This window comes from Methylocystis echinoides (genome assembly GCF_040687965.1).
GTDB classification, from domain to species: Bacteria; Pseudomonadota; Alphaproteobacteria; order Rhizobiales; family Beijerinckiaceae; genus Methylocystis; species Methylocystis echinoides_A.
The window spans coordinates 921,879-942,580 of sequence record NZ_CP156084.1; the positions used below are offsets into that span (position 1 = coordinate 921,879).

General features: G+C 67.4%; 21 protein-coding genes. 10 read left to right on the plus strand and 11 right to left on the minus strand.

Annotated features, from left to right (window positions below; genetic code table 11):
• Positions 1 to 44: 44 nt before the first annotated feature.
• The gene (locus RVU70_RS04430; RefSeq protein WP_363349870.1) at positions 45 to 812 is read right to left on the minus strand and encodes a F0F1 ATP synthase subunit A; all 768 of its coding nucleotides are present in this window, start codon (positions 810 to 812) and stop codon (positions 45 to 47) included.
• Between the two features lie 84 nt (positions 813 to 896).
• The gene (locus RVU70_RS04435; RefSeq protein WP_363349871.1) at positions 897 to 1,220 is read right to left on the minus strand and encodes an AtpZ/AtpI family protein; all 324 of its coding nucleotides are present in this window, start codon (positions 1,218 to 1,220) and stop codon (positions 897 to 899) included.
• Between the two features lie 43 nt (positions 1,221 to 1,263).
• On the opposite strand from RVU70_RS04435, the gene RVU70_RS04440 reads away from it, so the two are divergent.
• Both RVU70_RS04440 and RVU70_RS04445 read left to right on the plus strand, forming a co-directional pair.
• Complete coding sequence (locus tag RVU70_RS04440; protein ID WP_363349872.1) at positions 1,264 to 1,461, plus strand: hypothetical protein; 198 nt, start codon at positions 1,264 to 1,266, stop codon at positions 1,459 to 1,461.
• Positions 1,462 to 1,616: 155 nt separating this feature from the next.
• A complete protein-coding gene (locus RVU70_RS04445) occupies positions 1,617 to 2,120 on the plus strand; it encodes a DUF305 domain-containing protein (RefSeq protein ID WP_363349873.1) in 504 nt (167 codons plus the stop codon).
• Positions 2,121 to 2,137: 17 nt separating this feature from the next.
• Here RVU70_RS04445 and smc read toward each other — a convergent pair whose 3' ends face one another.
• Positions 2,138 to 5,593 carry a chromosome segregation protein SMC gene (gene smc / locus RVU70_RS04450; RefSeq protein WP_363349874.1) on the minus strand — a complete coding sequence of 1,152 codons (3,456 nt, stop codon included), beginning with the start codon at positions 5,591 to 5,593 and terminating at the stop codon, positions 2,138 to 2,140.
• Between the two features lie 210 nt (positions 5,594 to 5,803).
• Between smc and RVU70_RS04455 the strand changes: the two genes are divergently transcribed.
• On the plus strand, positions 5,804 to 6,388 hold the full coding sequence (locus tag RVU70_RS04455; protein ID WP_363349875.1) for a gamma-glutamylcyclotransferase: 585 nt from the start codon (positions 5,804 to 5,806) through the stop codon (positions 6,386 to 6,388).
• 286 nt (positions 6,389 to 6,674) lie between these two features.
• On the opposite strand, the gene RVU70_RS04460 is transcribed toward RVU70_RS04455, so the two are convergent.
• Positions 6,675 to 7,067 carry a hypothetical protein gene (locus tag RVU70_RS04460; RefSeq protein ID WP_363349876.1) on the minus strand — a complete coding sequence of 131 codons (393 nt, stop codon included), beginning with the start codon at positions 7,065 to 7,067 and terminating at the stop codon, positions 6,675 to 6,677.
• 421 nt (positions 7,068 to 7,488) lie between these two features.
• The gene (locus tag RVU70_RS04465) at positions 7,489 to 8,421 is read right to left on the minus strand and encodes a glycine--tRNA ligase subunit alpha (protein ID WP_363349877.1); all 933 of its coding nucleotides are present in this window, start codon (positions 8,419 to 8,421) and stop codon (positions 7,489 to 7,491) included.
• 150 nt (positions 8,422 to 8,571) lie between these two features.
• Here RVU70_RS04465 and RVU70_RS04470 point away from each other — a divergent pair, with 150 nt between their 5' ends.
• The 3 genes from RVU70_RS04470 (at position 8,572) to RVU70_RS04480 (ending at position 11,591) form a co-directional block, all read left to right on the plus strand.
• Positions 8,572 to 9,687: a DUF2778 domain-containing protein gene (locus RVU70_RS04470; RefSeq protein WP_363349878.1), complete on the plus strand. Its 1,116-nt coding sequence runs from the start codon at positions 8,572 to 8,574 to the stop codon at positions 9,685 to 9,687.
• Positions 9,688 to 9,999: 312 nt separating this feature from the next.
• The gene (locus RVU70_RS04475) at positions 10,000 to 11,076 is read left to right on the plus strand and encodes a tlde1 domain-containing protein (RefSeq protein WP_363349879.1); all 1,077 of its coding nucleotides are present in this window, start codon (positions 10,000 to 10,002) and stop codon (positions 11,074 to 11,076) included.
• Between the two features lie 98 nt (positions 11,077 to 11,174).
• Entirely contained in the window at positions 11,175 to 11,591 is a 417-nt protein-coding gene (locus RVU70_RS04480; RefSeq protein WP_363349880.1) for a L,D-transpeptidase, read from the plus strand.
• Positions 11,592 to 11,599: 8 nt separating this feature from the next.
• Here RVU70_RS04480 and RVU70_RS04485 read toward each other — a convergent pair whose 3' ends face one another.
• Complete coding sequence (locus RVU70_RS04485; RefSeq protein WP_363349881.1) at positions 11,600 to 12,274, minus strand: methyltransferase; 675 nt, start codon at positions 12,272 to 12,274, stop codon at positions 11,600 to 11,602.
• Between the two features lie 156 nt (positions 12,275 to 12,430).
• Between RVU70_RS04485 and RVU70_RS04490 the strand changes: the two genes are divergently transcribed.
• Entirely contained in the window at positions 12,431 to 13,441 is a 1,011-nt protein-coding gene (locus RVU70_RS04490) for a polyprenyl synthetase family protein (RefSeq protein ID WP_363349882.1), read from the plus strand.
• A gap of 92 nt (positions 13,442 to 13,533) precedes the next feature.
• On the opposite strand, the gene RVU70_RS04495 is transcribed toward RVU70_RS04490, so the two are convergent.
• Together RVU70_RS04495 and RVU70_RS04500 are read right to left on the minus strand one after the other, a co-directional pair.
• Positions 13,534 to 13,803, minus strand: a complete 270-nt coding sequence (locus RVU70_RS04495; RefSeq protein WP_363349883.1) for a PsiF family protein — start codon at positions 13,801 to 13,803, stop codon at positions 13,534 to 13,536.
• Between the two features lie 147 nt (positions 13,804 to 13,950).
• On the minus strand, positions 13,951 to 14,124 hold the full coding sequence (locus RVU70_RS04500; RefSeq protein WP_363349884.1) for a hypothetical protein: 174 nt from the start codon (positions 14,122 to 14,124) through the stop codon (positions 13,951 to 13,953).
• Between the two features lie 104 nt (positions 14,125 to 14,228).
• Here RVU70_RS04500 and RVU70_RS04505 point away from each other — a divergent pair, with 104 nt between their 5' ends.
• Positions 14,229 to 16,355: a S9 family peptidase gene (locus RVU70_RS04505; protein ID WP_363349885.1), complete on the plus strand. Its 2,127-nt coding sequence runs from the start codon at positions 14,229 to 14,231 to the stop codon at positions 16,353 to 16,355.
• Here the strand turns inward: RVU70_RS04505 and RVU70_RS04510 are convergent.
• Positions 16,345 to 16,785: a hypothetical protein gene (locus RVU70_RS04510; RefSeq protein ID WP_363349886.1), complete on the minus strand. Its 441-nt coding sequence runs from the start codon at positions 16,783 to 16,785 to the stop codon at positions 16,345 to 16,347. The two genes, RVU70_RS04505 and RVU70_RS04510, sit on opposite strands and share 11 nt — an antisense overlap.
• Positions 16,786 to 16,924: 139 nt before the next feature.
• Between RVU70_RS04510 and RVU70_RS04515 the strand changes: the two genes are divergently transcribed.
• Entirely contained in the window at positions 16,925 to 18,223 is a 1,299-nt protein-coding gene (locus tag RVU70_RS04515; protein ID WP_363349887.1) for a PLP-dependent transferase, read from the plus strand.
• A 120-nt stretch (positions 18,224 to 18,343) separates the two neighbouring features.
• Here RVU70_RS04515 and cobU read toward each other — a convergent pair whose 3' ends face one another.
• Both cobU and RVU70_RS04525 read right to left on the minus strand, forming a co-directional pair.
• On the minus strand, positions 18,344 to 18,877 hold the full coding sequence (gene cobU, locus RVU70_RS04520) for a bifunctional adenosylcobinamide kinase/adenosylcobinamide-phosphate guanylyltransferase (RefSeq protein ID WP_363349888.1): 534 nt from the start codon (positions 18,875 to 18,877) through the stop codon (positions 18,344 to 18,346).
• On the minus strand, positions 18,870 to 19,982 hold the full coding sequence (locus RVU70_RS04525; RefSeq protein WP_363349889.1) for a cobalt-precorrin-5B (C(1))-methyltransferase: 1,113 nt from the start codon (positions 19,980 to 19,982) through the stop codon (positions 18,870 to 18,872). The genes cobU and RVU70_RS04525 overlap by 8 nt, the downstream gene beginning before the upstream one ends.
• Positions 19,983 to 20,074: 92 nt before the next feature.
• Between RVU70_RS04525 and RVU70_RS04530 the strand changes: the two genes are divergently transcribed.
• The gene (locus RVU70_RS04530; RefSeq protein ID WP_363349890.1) at positions 20,075 to 20,632 is read left to right on the plus strand and encodes a YbhB/YbcL family Raf kinase inhibitor-like protein; all 558 of its coding nucleotides are present in this window, start codon (positions 20,075 to 20,077) and stop codon (positions 20,630 to 20,632) included.
• Positions 20,633 to 20,702 lie beyond the last annotated feature (70 nt).

The following is a 20,702-nucleotide window of genomic DNA, read 5'->3' on the forward strand; positions in this document are numbered from 1 at the left end:
GTTTTCTCCAGTCTATTGGGGCGACTTTTATTGTTGGATGTTTATCAGTGGCCCGGATGAATCGCGTCGTTGAGATAGACGCAAGTGAGAACGCTGAACACGAACGCCTGCAGGCAGGCGACGAGAAGCTCCAGCGCATAAAGAGCGACGATTGCGAGCAGCGGCACCGGCGCGAGCGCCGCATAGGCGCCGCCGGCCGCGAGCAGCAGCACGACGAAGCCGCCGAACACCGCGAGCGTCACGTGGCCCGCGAGGATGTTGGCGAAGAGACGAATGGACAGCGACACCGGGCGCGACAGGAAGGAGATGATCTCGATCGGCACGAGAATCACCAGCACCGGCAGCGGCACCCCATGCGGCACGAAGAGGTTAATGAAGCCCAGCCCGTTCCGGTAAAAGCCGTAGAAGGTCACGAGCAGAATAACGAGCAGCGCGAAGGCGCCGGTCACCACGATCTGGCTCGTCACCGAATAAGTATACGGGATGAGGCCGATCAGATTGGCGATCAAGATGAAGGAGAACAGCGAGAAGACGAAGGGGAAGAATTTCATCCCTTCCTTGCCCGCGGTCGAGCGCACCGTATTGGCGACGAACTCGTAGAGCATTTCGGCGAGCGCCTGGAAACGGCCCGGCACAATGGCCTTGCGCGAGGTGGCGATGACCATCAGCAGCACGACGCCCAGCGCGGCGAGCAGCATGTAGAGCGAAGCGTTGGTGAAGGAGGTTTCGACGCCCGCGATTTCATGCGGGAAGTAGCGGTGCAGTTCGAACTGTTCGATCGGATTCGGCGCGGCCGCTGCTTCAGTGCTCATCGTCCCTGCCCGGACGTTTCCGCCCGGCCCTCGATTTGAAGGCGCATACGCCGCGCCTGATGACTGTTCCAATTCGCGAACGGCTCAGTCCTTCGGCTTCGCCACGCGATAAATGTTCCAAAAGCCAGCCGCTATGCCGAGACCGAGCAAGACGATCATCAGCCAGGGCTTGGTGCCGAGCCATTCGTCCGCCTTCCAGCCGACGAAGCCGCCCACCAGCACGGCCCCCACAAATTCGGAAAAAGCGTTGAGCCCGACGCTCAACGCCCGCGACAGGCCCCTTCTCTCGGGCGGCGGCGCCTCCTTGGCGAGTCGCTCCTCGTCACGCTGACGCAGCGCGGCGTTGAGCTTCTCGAGCCGCGCATTCAGCGCGTCCTGTTCGGCGTCCCGCTTGTCGTCGTCGGTCATCGGCTCTCTCCGTCGCGCCCTGCGTGAGCGCGCAAAATGAACGATGGCCGGGACGGCTTGGTTCGGGGATTTATCCGGCTTTCGGGAGCGGCTGATCGAAAAACCCCAGCCTCGCGGCCAGGCCCTTTCGAGCCGCGCGCAACATATTGAGCGGCCACTCTTAAGTCAAGGCGCGCCGCTTTTGCGCAAATATCTTGATTTATATGGAAAAACCATTTGTTGCGACGATTTGCGCGGCTGAAAGTTTGTGCATTTGCGAAAGGCGCCCCCATTCGTGCGGAGCCGCCGCGCTCATCGCGGCCGATCGTTTCGGGGCCGAGACCTCTTGGACCTTCCCGGCCCCTGCACGGTTATCGGCACGGGGTCCCGCCGCGCGGCGGGAACAGGGAGGAACCCATGCCATATGCGCGTCTCGCCCTTATCATCGCGGTCGCGACCCTGGTCATTTTCTGCGTGAGCTATCTCAACGTCTACCAGGCCGATCATATCTGGCTCAGCGCGGGCCGCCTCTGGATGGCCGTGGCCGCCGGCGCGGCCGTCGCGGCGGCGCTCGTTGCGTTCTCGCCCGACGTCTATCGCAGCGGCCCCGCCAATTCGGTGATCGTCGCCGCTGCGATCACGGTCTTCGCCGCCGCCGCCTGGCTGGTTCGCACCCAGGACGGCGTGCACGAGATGACTTTTCTGCGCGCGATGATCCCGCACCACTCCGCCGCGATCCTCATGGCCGAGCGCGCGCAACTGCGCGACCCGCGCGTGCGGGAGCTGGCGCGGCGCATCGTCACAGATCAAATGCAGGAGATTTCAGAAATGGAGCGGCTGATCGCCGATCTCGAACGCACCGGCGGCAGGCCGGCGCCGGCGCAGCCGCGGGACGGGCAGTCAAAGACAGTGAGCCGGTGACGGCCGCGGCCGGCGGCTCAGCTCGCCAGCGCGAATTTCTCGGCCTGCTCCAGATCGACCGAGACGAGCTGCGAAATGCCCCGCTCGGCCTGGGTCACGCCGAAGAGCCGGTCCATGCGCGCCATGGTGATCGGGTTATGGGTGATCGTCACGAATCGCGTGTCGGTCTTCTTGCGCATTTCCTCCAGCAGGTCGCAGAAGCGTTCGACGTTCGAATCATCGAGCGGCGCGTCGACCTCGTCGAGCACGCAGATCGGCGACGGGTTGGTGAGAAACACTGCGAAGATCAGCGACATGGCGGTCAGCGCCTGCTCGCCGCCGGAGAGTAGCGTCATGGTCTGCGGCTTCTTGCCGGGCGGGCGGGCGAGAATGTCGAGGCCGGCCTCCAGCGGGTCTTCGCTTTCAACGAGCTGAAGCTCCGCCGAGCCGCCGTCGAAAAGCAGCGTGAACAGCTCCTTGAAATGGGCGTTGACCTTGTCGAAGGCGGCGAGCAGGCGCTCGCGGCCCTCCTTGTTGAGGCTGGCGATGGCGGCGCGCAGCTTCTTGATCGCCTCGGCGAGATCGTCGCGCTCCGCGACCATCCTCTCGCGCTGGGCGTCGATCTCGGTCAATTCCTCCTCGGCGCGCAGATTGACGGCGCCGAGGCGCTCCCGGTCGGCGCGCAAGGATTCGAGCCGCCGCTCGACCTCGGCGATGTCGGGGAGTTCGTCGCCTTCCGCCACGCCCGCGAGACCGGCGAGCGCGGCCGGCGTCGTTTCGAGATCGTGCTGGATGGCGCGCTCGACGTCGGCGGCGCGTTGTCTCGCGGCCTCGAGTTGCGCCTCGCTGCGGGCCTTCTCCTCGCGCGCGGCGCTCATTGCGTCGAGCGCGGCGCGGGCGGCGCGGTCGGCCTCGGCGAGCCGCGTCTCGGCCTCGGCGCGGGCGTCGGAGGCGTCGCGGCGCGCGGCCTCGGCGTCTTCGAGGGCGTTCATCAGCGCCCGGCGCTGATCGAGGAAGGCGTCGGGCGCCTCGGCCAGGCGCTCCTGCTCCTCGCGCGCCGATTCGAGACGCTCCTCCAACTCGCCGAGTCGATCTTGGGCGCGGTCGCGGCGCTCGGCCCAGGAGGCGATCTCGCGCCCGATGGCCGCGACGCGGGCGGCGCGGGCGCTCGCGTCGTTGCGCAGCGTCGCCAGCGCCGCGCGGGCCTCGCCGGCCTGGGCGCGCTCGACCATGGCGCGGGCGCGCAGGCTTTCCATCGCGCCGGCGAGCGAGGCCGGCTCGTCGAGGCCGTCGAGTTCGGCGGCGAGCGATTCGCGCTTCTGCGCCGCTTCGTCGAGATTGGCGAGGGTCTGCGCCTTGGCTTCCTCCAGCGCGGACAGGCGCTGGCCGATCTGGGCCATTCGCCGCTCGGCGGCGCTATGGCGTTCCCGCGCCTCTTCGAGACGGGCGCGGGCGCGGCGCTGGGCGTCGCGGGCCGCGGCGTCGGCCAGTGTCGCGAGGCGCGTCGCCTCGCGGGCGCTCTCCAGTTCCTCGGCGAGGGCGTCGGCCTCGGCGCGGGCGCGCGCCGCCTCGGCGCGCAACTCGGCGAGGCGGTTCTTTTCAGTAAGACGGCGCGCCGCCGGCGTCGGCGCCTCGGCCGCCTGGGTGAAGCCGTCCCAGCGCCACAGATCGCCTTCTTTCGAGACGAGGCGCTGGCCCGGCTTCAACAGTTTGCGCAGGCTCTCGCCCTCGGCGCGCAGAACGACGCCGATCTGCGCGAGGCGGCGGCGCAGCGCCGGCGGCGCTTCCACCATCTCGCCCAGCGAACGCACGCCGTTCGGCAAGGCGGGATCCCCCGCGTCGGCGGTGAGCGCCCAATGCGCAGGCGCAGAGGTTTCGGCCGAGGCGTCGAGGTCGTCGCCGAGCGCGGCGCCCAGCGCCGTCTCATAACCCTTCTCGACCGCCATGGCGTCGACGACCGGCGCCCACAGGCCGCCTGCGCCGGCGTGAAGGAGATTTTCGAGCGTGCGGACCTCGGTCTCCAGCCGCTGGGCCTTGAGCGCCGCCTGCTCGACCGGGTGACGGGCGGCGGCCTCCGCCTCGCGCGCCTCGCGCTGCGCCTCTTCCGCCATCTGTGCGGCTTCGTCGGCGGCCTGCGCCTCCTCGGCGGCCAGTTCAAACGCTTCGGCGAGGCGCTGGGCCTCTTCGGCGCCGCCGCCCTGCCCGGCGATGAGCGCAAATTCCGTGTCGAGCCGGGTGACTTCCGCCTGGAAGCGGGCGACGCGCCCGTTTTCGTCGCGCAGCGCCGATTCGATCGCCGCGCGCCGCGCGTTCACGCCGGCGAGCTGCTGCTGAACGTCGGAGAGGGCCGATTCGGTCTCGGCGAGCGTCGCCTCGATTTCCGCCAGTCGCTCGCGCGCTTCGCTCTCGCGGTCGTCGTCCTGCAGATCGGCGCCCAAGAGTTCGGCGCGCTCCTCTTCGAGCCGCTCCGCGACCTCGGCGGCGTCCTCGATCAGCGCCTTCTCGCGTTCGAGATCGCGCATGAACTGCTCGATCTGGCGCGCCAGCTCGGAGATGCGCTGCTTGGCGCGCTGCTCGTCGGCCTCGAGCGCCTGACGGGCGGCGACGAGGCGATGCACGGCGGCGCCGGCCTCGGCCTCCTTGTCGCGCAGCTTGGGAAGCTCATGCGCGGCGATGGCCTGCAGCTTCGCCGCCTCGGCCTGCGCCAGCGTGCGGGCCTGCACATTGAGAATGTCGGCTTCGAGCTTTTGCGCCGCGTCGCGCAGCTGGTCGGCGGCGATCTGATAGGAGACGAGGGCGACGAGCGCCTCGTTCTGGCGAATCTTCGCCGCCACTTCGCGGTAGCGCGCGGCCTGGCGGGCCTGGCGCCTGAGGCTGTCGCCCTGGCTCTCGACCTGCTTCAGCACGTCTTCGAGACGGGTGAGATTTTCGGAAGCCGCGTTCAACCGCAGCTCCGCCTCATGGCGGCGGGAGTGCAGGCCGGCGACGCCGGCGGCGTCCTCCAGAATGCGTCGTCGGGCCTGGGGCTTCGCCGAGATGATCTCCCCGATCTGGCCCTGCCGGACCAGCGACGGCGACCGCGCGCCGGTCGCGGCGTCGGCGAACAGCAGTTGCACGTCGCGGGCGCGGACTTCCTTGCCGTTGATTCGGTAGGTCGAACCCTGCTCGCGCTCGATGCGGCGGGTGACTTCGATCTGGTCGGCGTCGTTGAAGCCCGCGGGCGCGAGACGCGCGGAATTGTCGAGGACAAGGCCGACTTCAGCGAAATTGCGCGCGGCGCGCGACCCGCCGCCGGAGAAAATCACGTCGTCCATGCCGGACGCGCGCATGTTCTTATACGAGTTTTCGCCCATGACCCAACGCAGGGCTTCGACGAGATTCGACTTTCCGCAGCCGTTCGGCCCGACCACGCCGGTGAGGCCGGAGTGGATCAGGAAGTCGGTCGGTTCGCAGAAGCTCTTGAACCCCAGAAGTCTCAGGCGTTCGAATTTCATGCGTCAAGAGCGCCACAAAAGAAGGGTGAAAGCAAGAAAACGCTCGCAATATCTTGTGGAAGCGACGCGAGGCGCGACTCTTTGCGCTCGCTTGGCCGCGGCGCGCCGCCTTTTCCTGTTGCATTGCAGGAATTGACTTGAAAGAGTCGACGGGCGGCGCGGACCACTCGTCTTCGCCGGTGGGCTTCATGCTCCAGATGGGGACCAGGCTTGCTGGAGACGCTTTCCCGCGACGAGGATCTCTGGGTGTTCGGCTATGGCTCCCTGATGTGGCGCCCCGGCTTCGACTACGTCGAAAGCGCCCTCGCCTGGGTTCATGGCTATCACCGCTCCCTCTGCATCTTTTCTCACGTCCATCGGGGCACGCCGGAGCGGCCGGGCCTGGTCCTCGGTCTCGACAGAGGCGGCTGCTGCCAGGGCGTGGCCTTCCGCGTCGCGGCCCGGGACCGCGAGCGCACCGTCCGCTATCTGCGCGAACGCGAGCTCGTGACGGCCGTCTATCTCGAAAAGACGGTGGGCGTGCGATTCGCCGAAGGGAGCTGCGTCAACGCGCTGGCCTATGTCGTCGACCGCAGCCACCGCCAATACGCCGGCCGCCTGCCCATTGAGGAAATGACCCGTCTCGTCGCCGAAGGCGTGGGACTGACCGGCGACAACCCCTCCTATGTGCGCAACACCTACGAGCACTTGATGCAGCTCGACATTCACGACGCCGATCTCGCCGAAATCGTACGCCGGCTCGACCGATGTTCCTGCCGGACGGTCCCCGCGGCCTCCGCCGGCCAGGACATCTGAGGCGCCCATCATTCTCGCGCGAGCAAAAAAAGGCCGGGGCAAGCCCCGGCTGCTAGGACACACACGCAACCCGCATTTTACAAGACGCCTTGCACTCGCACGCTCGACCACGCTCACGCAACGACGACACACGCAAGGCAGCAACGCTCACACAACGACGACCTGACGACCATGCACGAAACGCGACCTACGCTCACGCCGCCGGAGCATTCGCCGATCCGAGCAACCGAGATCGCGGCTCCCTTTTTATCGGGGTTCAGGCGCCCCCTTTGGAATCAGAGCCGCTCTAGTTGAGAAGCGACCCCGAAAGATCGCGCGCGGTTGCGTCCCCGGCGCAGAAATGGACATGCCACTCGTCGACGCCGAGTTCTCGCGCCAGACGGGCGAGCGGCGGCTTGGTCCCGTTGTCACGCGCCGCAAGGACGCATAAGGGACGAAGGGAGCCGCCGCCCCGGGCCACGCCAATGACGACGCCGCCGTCGAGGTCGGAAATGAAACCTTCCTCTCCCCGCTGGAAAACGGAGCAGACATAACGCCGGCCCGAAACGCCTCGCCAGGAGAAGAAGCGGCCGCGCAGGACATTCGCCTCGGCGAGCGAATCGAGCTCCTGACCGCGTGGCGTCAGACCGTTCGACGAACGGGGCGGCAAAAAAGGCGAAAAACCGTGATCACGACGCATGACAGCCTGCCTACCAGAGCAAAACAGGAACAATGCTAGAACAAACCATGCCCCCGGTCAATGACCGAACCCCGCGTGTCAGAGGATGGGGACAACGCCGACGCGCCGTCGTGCGACGCAGGGCGCCACCCTCTCACCCGGTTTGTTGCATGGCGCACAGCTTCCTCGCCGTGCGCCGACGCGCAGCACGAACCCCAACGTTTGCGCTCGTTTGAAGCCTAGACATGGGAAACGATTCGTCCGGTTCAAGCTAGAGCGCGACAATAAAACGCACAACTTTTACGTTCGTTCAACGCGCCCCGCAATTTTTTTGATTTTGTGGTGGTCGTGCGCCCGATGGGACGCCGCGCGCCCCATGCGGGAACGCCGCCAAAACCCTCGGTTTCGAGGGGGGCCCTGGTTTTCGCGTCTTCCGACGGCGTCAGCCGTTGGCGCCGCCGCCCGCCGTGCGCAGCCAGGCGGCGCCGCAGGCCTTGGCCAGCTCGCGCACCCGCAAAATATAGCTCTGCCGCTCGGTGACGGAGATCACGCCTCGCGCGTCCAGCAAATTGAAGGCGTGGCTCGCCTTGATGCACTGGTCATAGGCGGGCAGCGCCATGAGATGCCGCTCGTCGCCGGAGCCCGCGCCGAAATCGAGCAGGCGCCGGCACTCGGCTTCGGCGTCCTTGAAGTCCTCGAACAGCTTCGACGTATCGGCGGCCTCGAAATTATGGCGCGAATATTCCTGCTCGGCCTGCAGGAAGACGTCGCCATAAGTGACTTTCTCCGCGCCGTCGCGGCCGTTGAAGTTCAGCTCCATGATGCTGTCGACGCCCTGCAGATAGCAGGCGAGGCGCTCGAGCCCATAGGTGAGTTCGCCCGACACCGGCGCGCATTCGAAGCCCGCCACCTGCTGGAAGTAGGTGAATTGCGAGACTTCCATGCCGTCGCACCAGCACTCCCAGCCGAGCCCCCAGGCCCCGAGCGTCGGGCTCTCCCAATCGTCTTCGACGAATCGGATGTCGTGAAGGGTTGCATCGAGGCCGATTGCGGCGAGCGAGGCGAGATAGAGATCCTGGAGATTGGCCGGCGACGGCTTCAAGATTACCTGGAACTGGTAATAGTGCTGCACCCGGTTGGGGTTCTCGCCATAGCGCCCGTCCTTGGGGCGCCGGCACGGCTGCGCGTAAGCCGCGCGCCAGGGCCTGGGGCCGAGCGCCCGCAGGGTCGTCGCCGGATGAAAGGTGCCGGCGCCCATCTCCATGTCATAGGGCTGCAAAATGACGCAGCCCTGCGCCGCCCAGAATTTCTGAAGCGTGAGAATCAGGCCCTGGAAGGAGCGCGTGGGGGAGAGATCTTCGGCAATCGGGGTCATGCGGGCTTCCTGTCGCGGCGCAGAAGCAGTTACGGGCGCCGCCGCCTGCGGTCAATGGCCGCGCGACTCGTTCCAATTTGAAGCAAAGTCGATCCGGCTGCGAAAGCGCTCGGAAACCATTCCGAAAGTCATGCGCGCTAGCGTTAGCCCATGCGTAACCATGTGTCGTCTCCCCGTGTTCGCGCCCCGCGGCGGGCGCACAAAATCGCACCGGCGCTCGGCGGCGTCGTCCTCTCCCTGATGACCGGCGGCCTGCTTTACTCCTTCGCCGAAAATCCGCCCGAGCCGACCCTCGACGTCGCCGAGCTGGAGCCGGCCGGCGCCGGTCTTCGCGGCTCCCTCCTTGCGGACATCGGTCCGCATGCGCCCACCGCCTTTGCGCCCCGCAGCGCCGGCATGAGAGCGCAAAACCTCTTCATCGCAAGAGCGGAGGCGAAGCCGCAATCGGCCGATCAGCCCTGGCAAGCGGCAGAGGCGCCGACCCCGCCGGCGCGGCCCGCCGCTCTCGAGACAGAGAAGGCGGCCGCGCTGGAGGCCGCGACTCTGGACGCGCCGACGCCGCCGCGCCGTCCGGCGGAGCTCTCCGTGGCGCTGAAGCCGGAACCGCCCAAGGAGCAAGCGCCCTCCCTCGCCCAGGACGAGCCGCGGGCGCCCGCGCGCCAGATGGCGCGGGCTGCTTCGGGCTCGACCGTTGTTCCCGCTGCGCCGGCCGATGGGCGCAGCTTCTTCGAGCGCCTCTTCGGCGGCGCGCCCCAGACGGCGTCGGCGGTGACGCCGGGTCGCCCGAATCGCGAGGTCATGGCCTATGCCGCGACGCCGGATACGGGCGGGCTGTTCGGCGGATTGCGCAGCGCCGTCGCCCCCGCCAATCCCGCTGCGCGCTTCGATCGTTACACCGCGGTCTACGACATTTCCGCCCGCACCGTTTACATGCCGGACGGCGCACGGCTCGAAGCGCATTCGGGCCTGCGCGAGCATCTCGACGATCCGCGCTACGTGCATCTGCGCATGCGCGGGCCGACGCCGCCGCATCTTTATATGCTGACGCCGCGGGAGGCGCTGTTTCACGGCGTCGAGGCGTTGCGCCTCACCCCGGTCGGCGGCGAGGGGGCGATTTTCGGCCGGGCCGGTCTGCTCGCGCACACTTATATGCTCGGGCCGAACGGCGATTCGAATGGCTGCGTGTCTTTTCGCGACTACAACGCCTTCCTCCAGGCCTATAAGCGCGGCGAGGTGCGCCGACTGGCGGTGGTCGCGCATCTCTAGGCGATCCGCGTCCGACGCGCCGTCTTTCCGAAACGGCGCGTTTTTCTGTCAGCGGCCTCAATTCAAGCAGACAACGAGAACGCAACTATCAGATTTAACTAGTTCTTTTTGCCTGGACACGCTATAGCGCCTTGCGCCAAGCTGTCCGGGGACGGCCAAGAATTCGCCTAATTCAAGCCCAAGCAAGGCCGCGATGCTTTTCCAGAGTGTTGCTGCGGCGTTCTTGCGCGCCAGCTGAGTCGGCCCCGGCGCGTGATTCGGATCCGCTGGGCGCCCCGCGAGGCGCGCCACGCAAGGTACTTCCGAGGGCGGATGTTGACGAAACCCCAGATTTTACATGGCTTCCTGTCACGAGAGCGCGGCCGGCTCTTTGCTTATGTGGCGCTTGGCGGCGCCGCGCTGTCGTCGAGCCTTCTGATCGGCTGGCACGCCCACCGACAAAAAGCGCTGGCCTCGGCCGAGACGCTGGCGGCGCCGACCGGCAACCCTTACGGGCCGCTGGTCGTCGGCCTCGGCCCCTGGGCCAAGACCGCCGCGGCGCCTGGGCAGAAGGTCGAAACGACGGCCGCGCTCGAGGCCCCCAAAGCCGAGCCCGCTGCGCCGACTGCCGAACCGCAGCTCATGGCCGAGGCGGAAGGCGCGTCCCCCGACGCCGACACCGTTCCCGTGCCGCCGCGCCGGCCGTCCGACCTCAAGATTCTGGCCAGTCGCATGGCGGCGCCCGCGCCGGAGCGCCAGGCCGCCCTGGCCGAGCCCGCGACGGCTCCCGCCCCGGCGGATAACCGCAGCTTCTTCGAAAAGATCTTCGGCGGCGCCGGCGCGCCGCCGCCGCCCTCCGCGCAGCCCGATGCGGGTCAGACCGGCCGCAACGCCCGCCGCCCGCAGCAGGCGCCGGCCCAAGCGCTCGCTTATGCCGCGCCCGAGACCACCGGCGGTCTTTTCGGCGGCCTCACCAATCCTGCCGCGCCCGCCGCGCCCGCTCAAAACGACGCCGTCGGCCCGGCGCCCCGCGCGGGCGCCGGAACCGCGGTTTACGACATTTCGGCCCACACGGTTTACATGCCGGACGGCAGCAAGCTCGAAGCGCATTCGGGCCTGCGCGAATATCTCGACGATCCCCGCTATGTGCATGTGCGCATGCGCGGCCCGACGCCGCCGAGCGTCTACGCCTTGTCGCCGCGCGAAGCGCTGTTCCACGGCGTGGAGGCGCTGCGGCTCACGCCGATCAACAGCTCGGTTTACGGCCGCGCCGGCCTCCTGGCCCACACCTTCATGCTGGGACCGAACGGCGACTCCAACGGCTGCGTCTCCTTCCGCGACTACAACGCCTTTCTGCAAGCCTATAAGCGCGGCGAGGTGCGCCGGCTGGTGGTCGTCGCCCGTATGTGATTGCGCCCGTGCGGTTTTCGGCGCGGCGGCCGTGGACGTCGCGCCAACGCCGCATATGTACCGCTTGTGAGGATCTCACTTCCAAGCGGGAGGTCGCCTTGCGTATCAACGCCCTCTTTCTTGCTTCCCTGTTCGTCGCGGCAAGCGTGCAAAGCGCCGCGGCGCGGGTGAATGTCCACATCGATCTCGGCAGCCAGCGCATGTATGTGAATTCGGCGCGCGGCAGCTACAGCTGGCCGGTTTCAACGGCCAGGGCCGGCTACCGGACGCCGCGCGGCGTCTTCTCCGCCAAGGCGCTGCAGCCGATGCATTACTCCGCCAAATACGACAACGCGCCGATGCCGCACTCGATCTTTTTCAACGGCGGCTACGCCATTCACGGCACCTATGCGACACGGGCGCTGGGCAGACCGGCGTCGCATGGCTGCGTGCGGCTGTCGCCCTGGAACGCGGCGCGGCTCTATTCGATGGTGCGGCAGGAAGGCGCGACCATCTCGATCAGCGGACGTCGGTGACCGGCCCGTCAGAGGGTCAGCGGGGGCAGCAGGGCCAGCGGCGCCTTCGAGCCCTTCACCCCGCGCAGCAGGATGCGGGTCGCCGGCGCGCCGGCGCGGGAATAAATCGGCTCAATGGCCACGCCGCCCAGCCGCCCGGCCACGGCGGCGAGACAATCGGCTAACGCGTCGGCGCGATGGATCATCGCGAATCGCCCGCCCGGGGCCAGCAGCGCGAGCGCGCCGCGCACCCATTCCGAGAGCGGCGCGGCGGCGACATGGGCGCGGGCCTTCGCCGCATCGGGCGTCACGCGCACACGCGCGGCCTCGTGAAACGGCGGGTTGGTGAGGACCAGCGCAGCGCGCCCGTCGAGGAGACCGGCGGCGCGACGTGATGTCGCAGAGAGGATGTCCGCCTCAAAGACGCTGACGCGTGCGGCAAGGCCGTTGCGATCGATATTTTCACGCGCCAGCGCGCAGCTCTGCGGATTGATCTCGACCAGGCCGACCCGCGCCTCGGGCGCATGGATCGCGGCCATGAGCCCGACGGCCCCGGCCCCGGCGCCAATGTCGAGAATGAGGCCGTCGACGTCAGGCGGCGTCGCAGCGGCGAGCAACACCGCGTCATGGCCGGCGCGATGGCCGCGGCCCTGCCGCAGCCGCAGCCGCCCCTCCATGAACCCGTCGATGTCGTCCCCGCTCATGATGGGCGATTAGTCACACGGCCGCCGCGTGGTCGGCAAGGCGTCCATAACCCTCCGATCAGGCGGGGCGCGGCCCGAGGCGAGGCGTCGACTTGCCGGTAAGGGCGCAAGGCCGTAAATTGCCCCGCCGTTCAGGGTCAGGCCGTAGGGGGGTCCGTGGGTATCGTTATTCCGCTCGAAGAGAAAAAGGCCGCGGGCCTCGACAGCCTGCTCGACCTGATCCGCCCGGACCTCGAGCGCACCAATCAGCTCATCATCCAACGCATGGGCTCGGACGTTACGACGATCCCGGAAGTGGCGAACCACCTGATTTCCGCCGGCGGCAAGCGCCTGCGCCCGATGCTCGTGCTCGCCACCGCGGGCATGTGCGGCTACAAGGGCGACGGCCACCTCAAATTCGCCGCCGGCATCGAATTCATGCATACGGCGACCCTGCTTCACGACGACGTCGTGGACGAATCCAACATGCGGCGCGGCAAGATCGCGGCGCGCATGCTTTGGGGCAACCAGACCTGCGTGCTCGTCGGCGATTTCCTGCTGGGCCACGCCTTCAAGATGATGGTCGAGCCCGGCATGGTCCCGCCGCTCACCGTAGTCTCACAGGCCGCGGCCGTCATCGCCGAGGGCGAAATCCTGCAGCTCAACGCCGCCAAGGACACGACGACGACCGAAGACGCCTATATGGGCGTGATCCGGCGCAAGACCGCCGAGCTTTTCGCCGCCGCGGCGGAAGTCGGCGTGATGCTCGCCGGCAAGCCCAAGGCCGACGAGGCGGCGGCGCGCAGCTACGGCATGAATCTCGGCGTCGCCTTCCAGCTCATCGACGACGCGCTGGATTACGGCGGCTCCTCCGCCAAGCTCGGCAAGAATGTCGGCGACGATTTCCGCGAGGGCAAAATCACTCTGCCCGTCGTGCTCGCCTTCCGCCGCGGCAATGAGAAGGAGCGTGAGTTCTGGCGCCGCACGCTGGAGAAAGGCGAGATCAACGACGACGACGTCGAGACAGCTTGCGGTCTGGTGAAGAAGCACAAGGCGCTGGACGATACGATCGAGCGCGCCGCCCATTACGGCGCCATCGCGCGCGACGCGCTCGAAATCTTCCCGTCGTCGCCGTGGAAGGACGCTCTGCTCGAAGTCGTCGATTTCTGCATCGAGCGCGTTTACTGAGGGCCGGGGCGAGGCCGCTTCGCAGGCTTGTCGATTCAGCTGAGGGCGGGCTTCGAGCCCGCCCTCCTCATATGCGCCTTCTGCGATTATCTTCAGGACTTCACGCACTCGGCCTTGAATTGCTTTTTCGCCTTGCCCTTCAGGCCCTTCTCCTTGGCCTGCTCGGCGCAGGCCTTTTCCTTGTCCGCGGGGGACTGCGGCGAGGCCTGACTAGTTGCGGCGGCGGGAGCGGGCGCGGCTTCGGCGGCGGCCTTCGGCGCGACCTCCTCCGGCGGCTTCCAGACGGTTTCGGCAAATGCGGACGCGCCAGAGAGCGCAACGACGGCGCCCGCCGACAAGATGATCTTGATGCTCTTATACATAACGTCTCTTTTGTTCTTAGAAGCCGGCCGCACGGCTTCGGACTCTCCCCGGCCGACGTTCGTCGAACGCGGCCAGGGCGGACACTATGACATTTCCAAGACCTTGTCTTGCTGCAGCGCCCGGGCGGCCAATTGCAAAGCTTTTGCCTAACGCCGGCCGTTCTTCCAGAAGTGGAAGGCGAGAACCCCGGCAAGAGCGGACAGAGACAGTCGGATCAAGACGAGGTTCGGGGCGAAGCCCTTCACAAGATGCGCGATAAAGCCCTTGCCGCTGACCTTGCGCGGCGGTCCGGCGTTGAAATGGGGAGTGAGGATGCTCATGGCGGTTTCCACTCGAAAATCCGAGGCCCCGGATGGTAAGGCTAACGACGAAAATCTTGAGAAATGCTTGCGCGCGAGCCGCGCGGGCCTTCTGGGGGGACGGCATGGCTGAAGCTCTAAAGACTGACGGCGCCGCCTTCGATTTCTCGGCGACGCCCCCTGTGGCGGAGCGGCGCCCGTTTCGGATGACGACGCACGGGCGCGTGCTCGACGACCCTTACGCCTGGCTCGCCGCCGACAACTGGCGCGAGGTGCTGCGCGATCCAAAGAAACTGCCGGGGGACATCGCCGCGCTCATTAAGGCCGAAAACGCCTATTGCGCGCAGGTCGTCGCGCCGCTTCGCCAGTTGCGCAAGACGCTGGTGGCCGAGATGCGCGGCCGCATCAAGGAGGACGACGCCGACGTTCCCGACCCCGACGGGCCCTACGCCTATTACGGACGCTTCCGCGAAGGCGCCGAACACCCTATCGCCTGCCGCGCCCCGCGCGACGGCGGCGCGGAAACGATCCTGCTCGACGGCGAGGCGCTGGCCAAGGGCCATGACTTCTTCGACATTGGCGACGCCGCCCATTCGCCCGATCACGCACAGCTCGCCTGGAGCGTCGACGACAAGGGCTCCGAGCTCTACGCCATTCGCACCCGCGCGCTCGCCGATGGCCGGGACCGGTCGGACGTCGTGACCGACACCGAGGGCTCGATCGTCTGGAGCGCGGATTCGAAAGCCTTCTACTACGTGCGGGTCGACGAGAATCATCGCACCGCGCAGGTCTTTCGGCACCACGTCGGCGCCGACCCCGCAACCGACCGCCTGATCATCGAGGAGCCGGACGGCGCCTGGTTCGTCGAGCTCGAGGAAAGCCGCTGCCGCCGCTTCGCCATCGTCTCGATCCGCGGCCACGACGCCTCGGAATGCTGGCTCGTCGATCTCGCGGACGCGGACGCGCCGCCGCGACTCGTCGCCAGGCGCGAACCCAAATTGCGCTACGACGTCGAGCCGCACGGCGATGTTCTCTACGTCATGAACAACGCCGAGGGCGCCGACGACTTCCGGATCTCCGTCGCGCCGCTCGCGACGCCCGAGCGCGCTTATTGGCGGGACGTCGTCCCCTATCGGGACGGCGCCATGATCGTCGCCTTCACCGTCTACCGCAATTACCTCGTGTGGATGACGCGCGAGAATTCATTGCCGCGCATCATGATCCGCGATCTGACAAGCGGCGAGGAGCACGCCATCGCCTTCGAGGAGGAGGCTTACGCGCTCGGCCTCGATCCCGGCCTCGAATTCGACACGGACAGGCTGCGCTTTACCTATTGCTCGCTGACGACGCCGCAGGAAACCTACGACTACGACATGAAGACGCGCGCCCGCGTGCTGCGCAAGCGTCAGGAAATCCCTTCGGGACACGATCCGAAGAATTACGTCACGCGACGGCTCTTCGCGCCGGCGGCGGATGGCGAGACGATTCCCGTCACGCTGCTGCATCGCGCGACCTTCACGCCCGGGCGCGGCGGCGCGCCGCTGCTGCTCTATGGCTACGGGGCCTATGGCCATGCGCTCAACGCGCGCTTCGACTCAGACGTGCTCTCACTCGTCGATCGCGGCTTCGTTTACGCGCTCGCCCATGTGCGCGGCGGAACCGAGAAGGGCTGGCGCTGGTACGAGGACGGCAAGCTCGAACGGAAGCCCCACACATTTTCCGATTTCATCGCCGTGGCGAAGCATCTCGTGAAAACCGGCTACACGCGCGAAGGCGCGATCGTCGCGCAGGGCGCTTCGGCCGGCGGTCTGCTGATGGGAGTCGTCGCCAATGAGGCGCCCCAGCTCTTCGCCGGAATCATCGCCGGCGTGCCCTTTGTCGACGTGCTGCACACGATGTTGCGGGACGATCTGCCGCTGACGCCGCCGGAATGGCTCGAATGGGGCAATCCCTTGGCGGATGAAGAGGTTTACGACCGTCTCGCCGCTTACTCGCCCTATGACAATATTCGCGCTCAGGCCTATCCGGCGATCCTGTCGATTGCGGGCGTGACCGATCCTCGCGTGACCTATTGGGAGCCGCTCAAATGGATCGCCAAGCTCCGCGCCGCCATGACGGGCGGCGGACCGGCGCTCCTGCACACGCACATGGGCGCCGGTCACTCCGGCGCCTCGGGACGGTTCGAGGCGCTGGAGGATGTTGCGCTGGAATACGCCTTCGCCCTGGCCTGCGCGCCGCGCCTCAGCTGCTAGGCTTCTTGCTGCGAATCTCTTCCGGCGGCAGCCATTCCTTGCCGGCCTGAGTTCCCGCCTTGCCTTCGATGCCGGGCGATCCGGCGGAGGTTCCGCTCGGGCCCGCGAGGCCTGTGGGCGACGCATGCATTTGCGCGGCCGGATTGTCTTTCTGCACCACGGTCGGCGGATCGACATGCGTCCCCACCGCGGGACCGGACGTCTCGCCGACGGACGGCTGCGTGGTCGATTTGGGGATCACGCCCGACCCCTGCACCGGGGCGTCCTGCGCCTCGGCCTGGCGAAATTCCGGCGTCGCCTGCGCGCCCTTCGGCATGACCGGCTGGCCGTTTTCAAACGTCGGCGGGTTGGGATCTCCCTGATCCACCGCGAGCGCGGGCGCGACGGCGCCCGCCGACAGAAAAGCAGAGATCACGAGAATTTTTTGCATGGCTCTCGCTCCTGACCCGCCGCGCGCGGCAGGCCGGATTGGCCCCCCACGGGCTAGATGGGCGAGGCCGTCGCGCCGGCAAGAAAATATCGCCTCGCGCCCGCTTTTCGTTTACGAAAGCTGCGGCGGGAGGATTGCCATGGCTGTCGAATCGAAACATGCGGAAACGATTGCGCTGCACGCAGGCTGGCGCGCCGATGAAACGACGGGCGCCGTCGCCGTGCCGATCTTTCAGACGACGTCCTATCAGTTCCGCGACACCGAACACGCCGCAAATCTGTTCGCGCTGAAAGAGCTCGGCCACATCTACACGCGCATCGGCAATCCGACGACGGCCGTGCTGGAGGCGCGCCTCGCGGCGCTCGAGGGCGGCGTTGCGGCGCTGGCGCTGGCCTCGGGACAGGCGGCCTCGGCCTTCGCCCTGCAAAATATCGCGCGCGTCGGCGACAATGTCGTCTCCTCGACCGATCTTTACGGCGGCACGTGGAATCTCTTCGCCAATACGCTGAGAGACCAGGGCGTCGAGGTCCGCTTCGTCGATCCCGCCGACCCCGAGAATTTCCGCCGCGCGACGGACGATCGCACGCGCGCCTATTACGCCGAGACGCTGCCCAATCCCAAGCTCACCGTCTTTCCAATTGCCGAAGTCGCCGCGATCGGCCGCGACTACGGCGTTCCGCTGATCGTCGACAATACCGCTGCGCCGATCATCGCGCGCCCTCTCGACCACGGCGCGGCGATCGTCGTCTATTCGACGACGAAATATCTCGGCGGACATGGCACCTCGATCGGCGGCGCGATCATCGACGGCGGCAATTTCGACTGGGAAAAATTCCCCGCGCGCCAGCCGGCGCTGAATACGCCCGACCCGAGCTATCATGGCGCCGTGTGGGTCGAAGCGGTGAAGCCGCTCGGGCCCGTGGCCTATGTCCTCAAGGCGCGCGCGACGCTGTTGCGCGATTTGGGCTCGGCGCCCTCGCCCTTCAACGCCTTCCTCACTTTGCAGGGAATCGAGACGGTGACGCTGCGCATGGAGCGCCACGTGCAAAATGCGCAGAAGGTCGTCGATTTCCTGAGCAAGCGCAGCGAAGTGACCAAAGTCATCCATCCCTCGCAGCAGAGAGGCGAAGCGCGCCGGCGCGCCGACGCCTATCTCAAGGGCGGCTATGGCGCGCTGATCGGTTTCGAACTGAAAGGCGGGCTCGAAGCCGGCCGCCGCTTCATCGACGCGCTGGAGATGTTCTACCATGTCGCCAACATCGGCGACGCGCGCAGCCTCGCCATTCACCCGGCGACAACGACGCATTCGCAACTCGCCGAAGAGGGGCAACTCGCCAGCGGCGTGACGCCCGGCTATGTGCGCCTCTCGATTGGCCTCGAACATATCGACGACATTCTCGCCGATCTCGAGAAGGGGTTGACGGCGGCGGGGGCTTGAGTCCCCAGGTCAGCATGAGGGCTGTTTCATCTGCTTCAATTAGGCCTCACCCTGAGGAGCGCGCCTAAGCGCGCGTCTCGAAGGGCGAGGCCGCGTCGAAGCATTGTCGGCGAGGAGCCGCTACTTCACCTTCACCGGATAGCCCGCCACCACCAGCGCCACCTGCGCCGAAACGCGCGCGACCTCCTGATGCAGGAGCCCCGCGGCGTCGCGGAAAGCGCGGGCGAGCGCATTTTCCGGCACGATCGAAAGGCCGACTTCCGGCGACACCACCACGGTGGGCGCACGACGCGCCATCAGCGCCACGATCAGCGCCGCGCGGTCGGCGGCGAGGTCCGCCCCCGCCAGCATGCGATTGGAGAGCCAGATGCCGAGACAGTCGATGAGCAGGGGCGCCTCTGCGGACGCCTGCCCAATCGCTCGCGGCAAGTTCTGCGGCGCTTCGGTCGTACGCCAATTGCCGCCGCGCCGCGCCTGATGGGCGTCGATGCGCATGCGCATCTCGTCGTCGAAGGCCTCCGCCGTGGCGATGTAAATCCACGGCGCCGGATGCGCCATGATCAGGCCTTCGGCATAGGCGCTTTTCCCCGAGCGCGCGCCGCCGAGGACGAAGGTCAGGAAGGGATTCGCGCTATCCCCTTCTCTGTCAGACATCGCCGGCCCTCCTGAAAGGCGTTTGCGCCAAGAGGGCGCCGTCGCGGTCGAAGACGATGACGTTCAACGCCATCTCCCCGGAGCCGAGCGCGCGCGCCGCGGTTTTCCACGCCTCGCGCGCGACGGGCGCGGCGAGATCGACCCCTTCGGCGCGGGCGATGAGCAGCGCGTCGAGCCCGCTATTGGCGTGATGGATGCGCGCGGTCGTCTCCTCATCGGCGCCCGCGCCGCGCGCCGTCTCGGCGAGGCGCGCGAGATCGAGGCTCGAGCGGCCCGAATGCAGATCGAGACGTCCTTGCGCGAGCTTGGTCATCTTCGCGAAGCCGCCGCCGATCGTCACGCGCGCGACGGGATGCGTGCGCAGATACTTCAGCAGGCCGCCGACGAAATCCCCCATCTCGATCATCGCCGCCTCGGGCAGGCCATAGAGCGCCTGCACGGCGGCTTCCGACGTCGAACCCGTCGTTCCGGCGACATGCGTCAACCCGCTGGCGCGCGCGACGTCGACGCCGCGATGAATGCTGTCGATCCAGGCGGCGCAGGAAAAGGGCGTGACGATTCCCGTCGTGCCGAGGATCGACAGGCCGCCGACGATCCCCAGGCGCCCGTTGAGCGTATGTTTGGCCATTTCTTCGCCGCCGGGAACGGAAATCTCGACCTCTGCATCGCCGCCGACCCCGAAATTCTGCGCCGCTTCGGCGATCGTCTCCCGCATCATCTGACGCGGCACGGGATTGATGGCCGGCTCCCCTGGCGGCACGGGGAGGCCCGGGCGCGTCACCGTGCCCACGCCTTCGCCGGCGAGGAAGGACACGCCCGCCCCCGGCGCCGCCCGCCGCACGGTGGCCCGCACAAGGGCGCCATGGGTGACGTCGGGATCGTCGCCCGCGTCCTTGACCACGCCCGCGCGCGCGAAATCCGCGGCGCGTGAAAACTCGGCGAGCGCAAAGGCGACCCGGCGGCCCGAGGGCAACGCGATCTCGACCGGATCGGGCGGCGGCGCGCCCGAAACGAGCGACTCGAAGGCCGCGCGCGTCGCGGCCGTGGCGCAGGCGCCGGTCGTCCAGCCCCGACGTAACGGGCGATCTTTTGGCGCGTCAGTCATGCGCCATGTTTAGCAAGTCGCCGCGGCCCACGCGACACAGGGTCGGCGATCCGTTAAAAGGGGCGCCGAATTTCATGTAAAGGAGCTTGGCCATGAATCGCAGCCTGACGTCCTTCTTCGCACTGATGACGTTCGCGACGGCCGAAGCCGGCGGCGCGCAGGCTTTCGAACTGAAAAGCCCCGACATCGCCGACGGCCAGAGGATCGACATGAAACATGTCTACGACTCCTTCGGCTGCACGGGCGCCAACCTCTCCCCGGAACTGACTTGGACCGATCCGCCCGCCGGCACGAAAAGCTTCGCCGTGCTGATGCACGATCCCGACGCGCCGACCGGCGGCGCCGGCTTCTGGCACTGGCTCGTGGTCGACATCCCGCCGGACGTGCGCGGCCTCAAACAGGGCGCCGGGGACGCCTCGGGCAAGAAATTGCCGCCCGGCGCGCATCATCTGGAAAACGACTTCGGGGACAGATCCTACGGCGGCCCCTGCCCGCCGCCCGGCAAGCCGCATCGCTATGTCATCACCGTCTATGCGCTGAAGACCGACAAGATCGGCGACGCAGGCAAGGGCCGCACCGCCATCGCCGGCTTCACGATCAATCAGAACGCGCTCGCCAAGGCCTCGGTCACCGGCCTGTTCGGTCGGTGATCTCCGCTCTCCTGACGGCTGCGGGCGGCGTCGCGCACATGAGGCCCCTCTTCCTGAGGAGCCTGCGAAG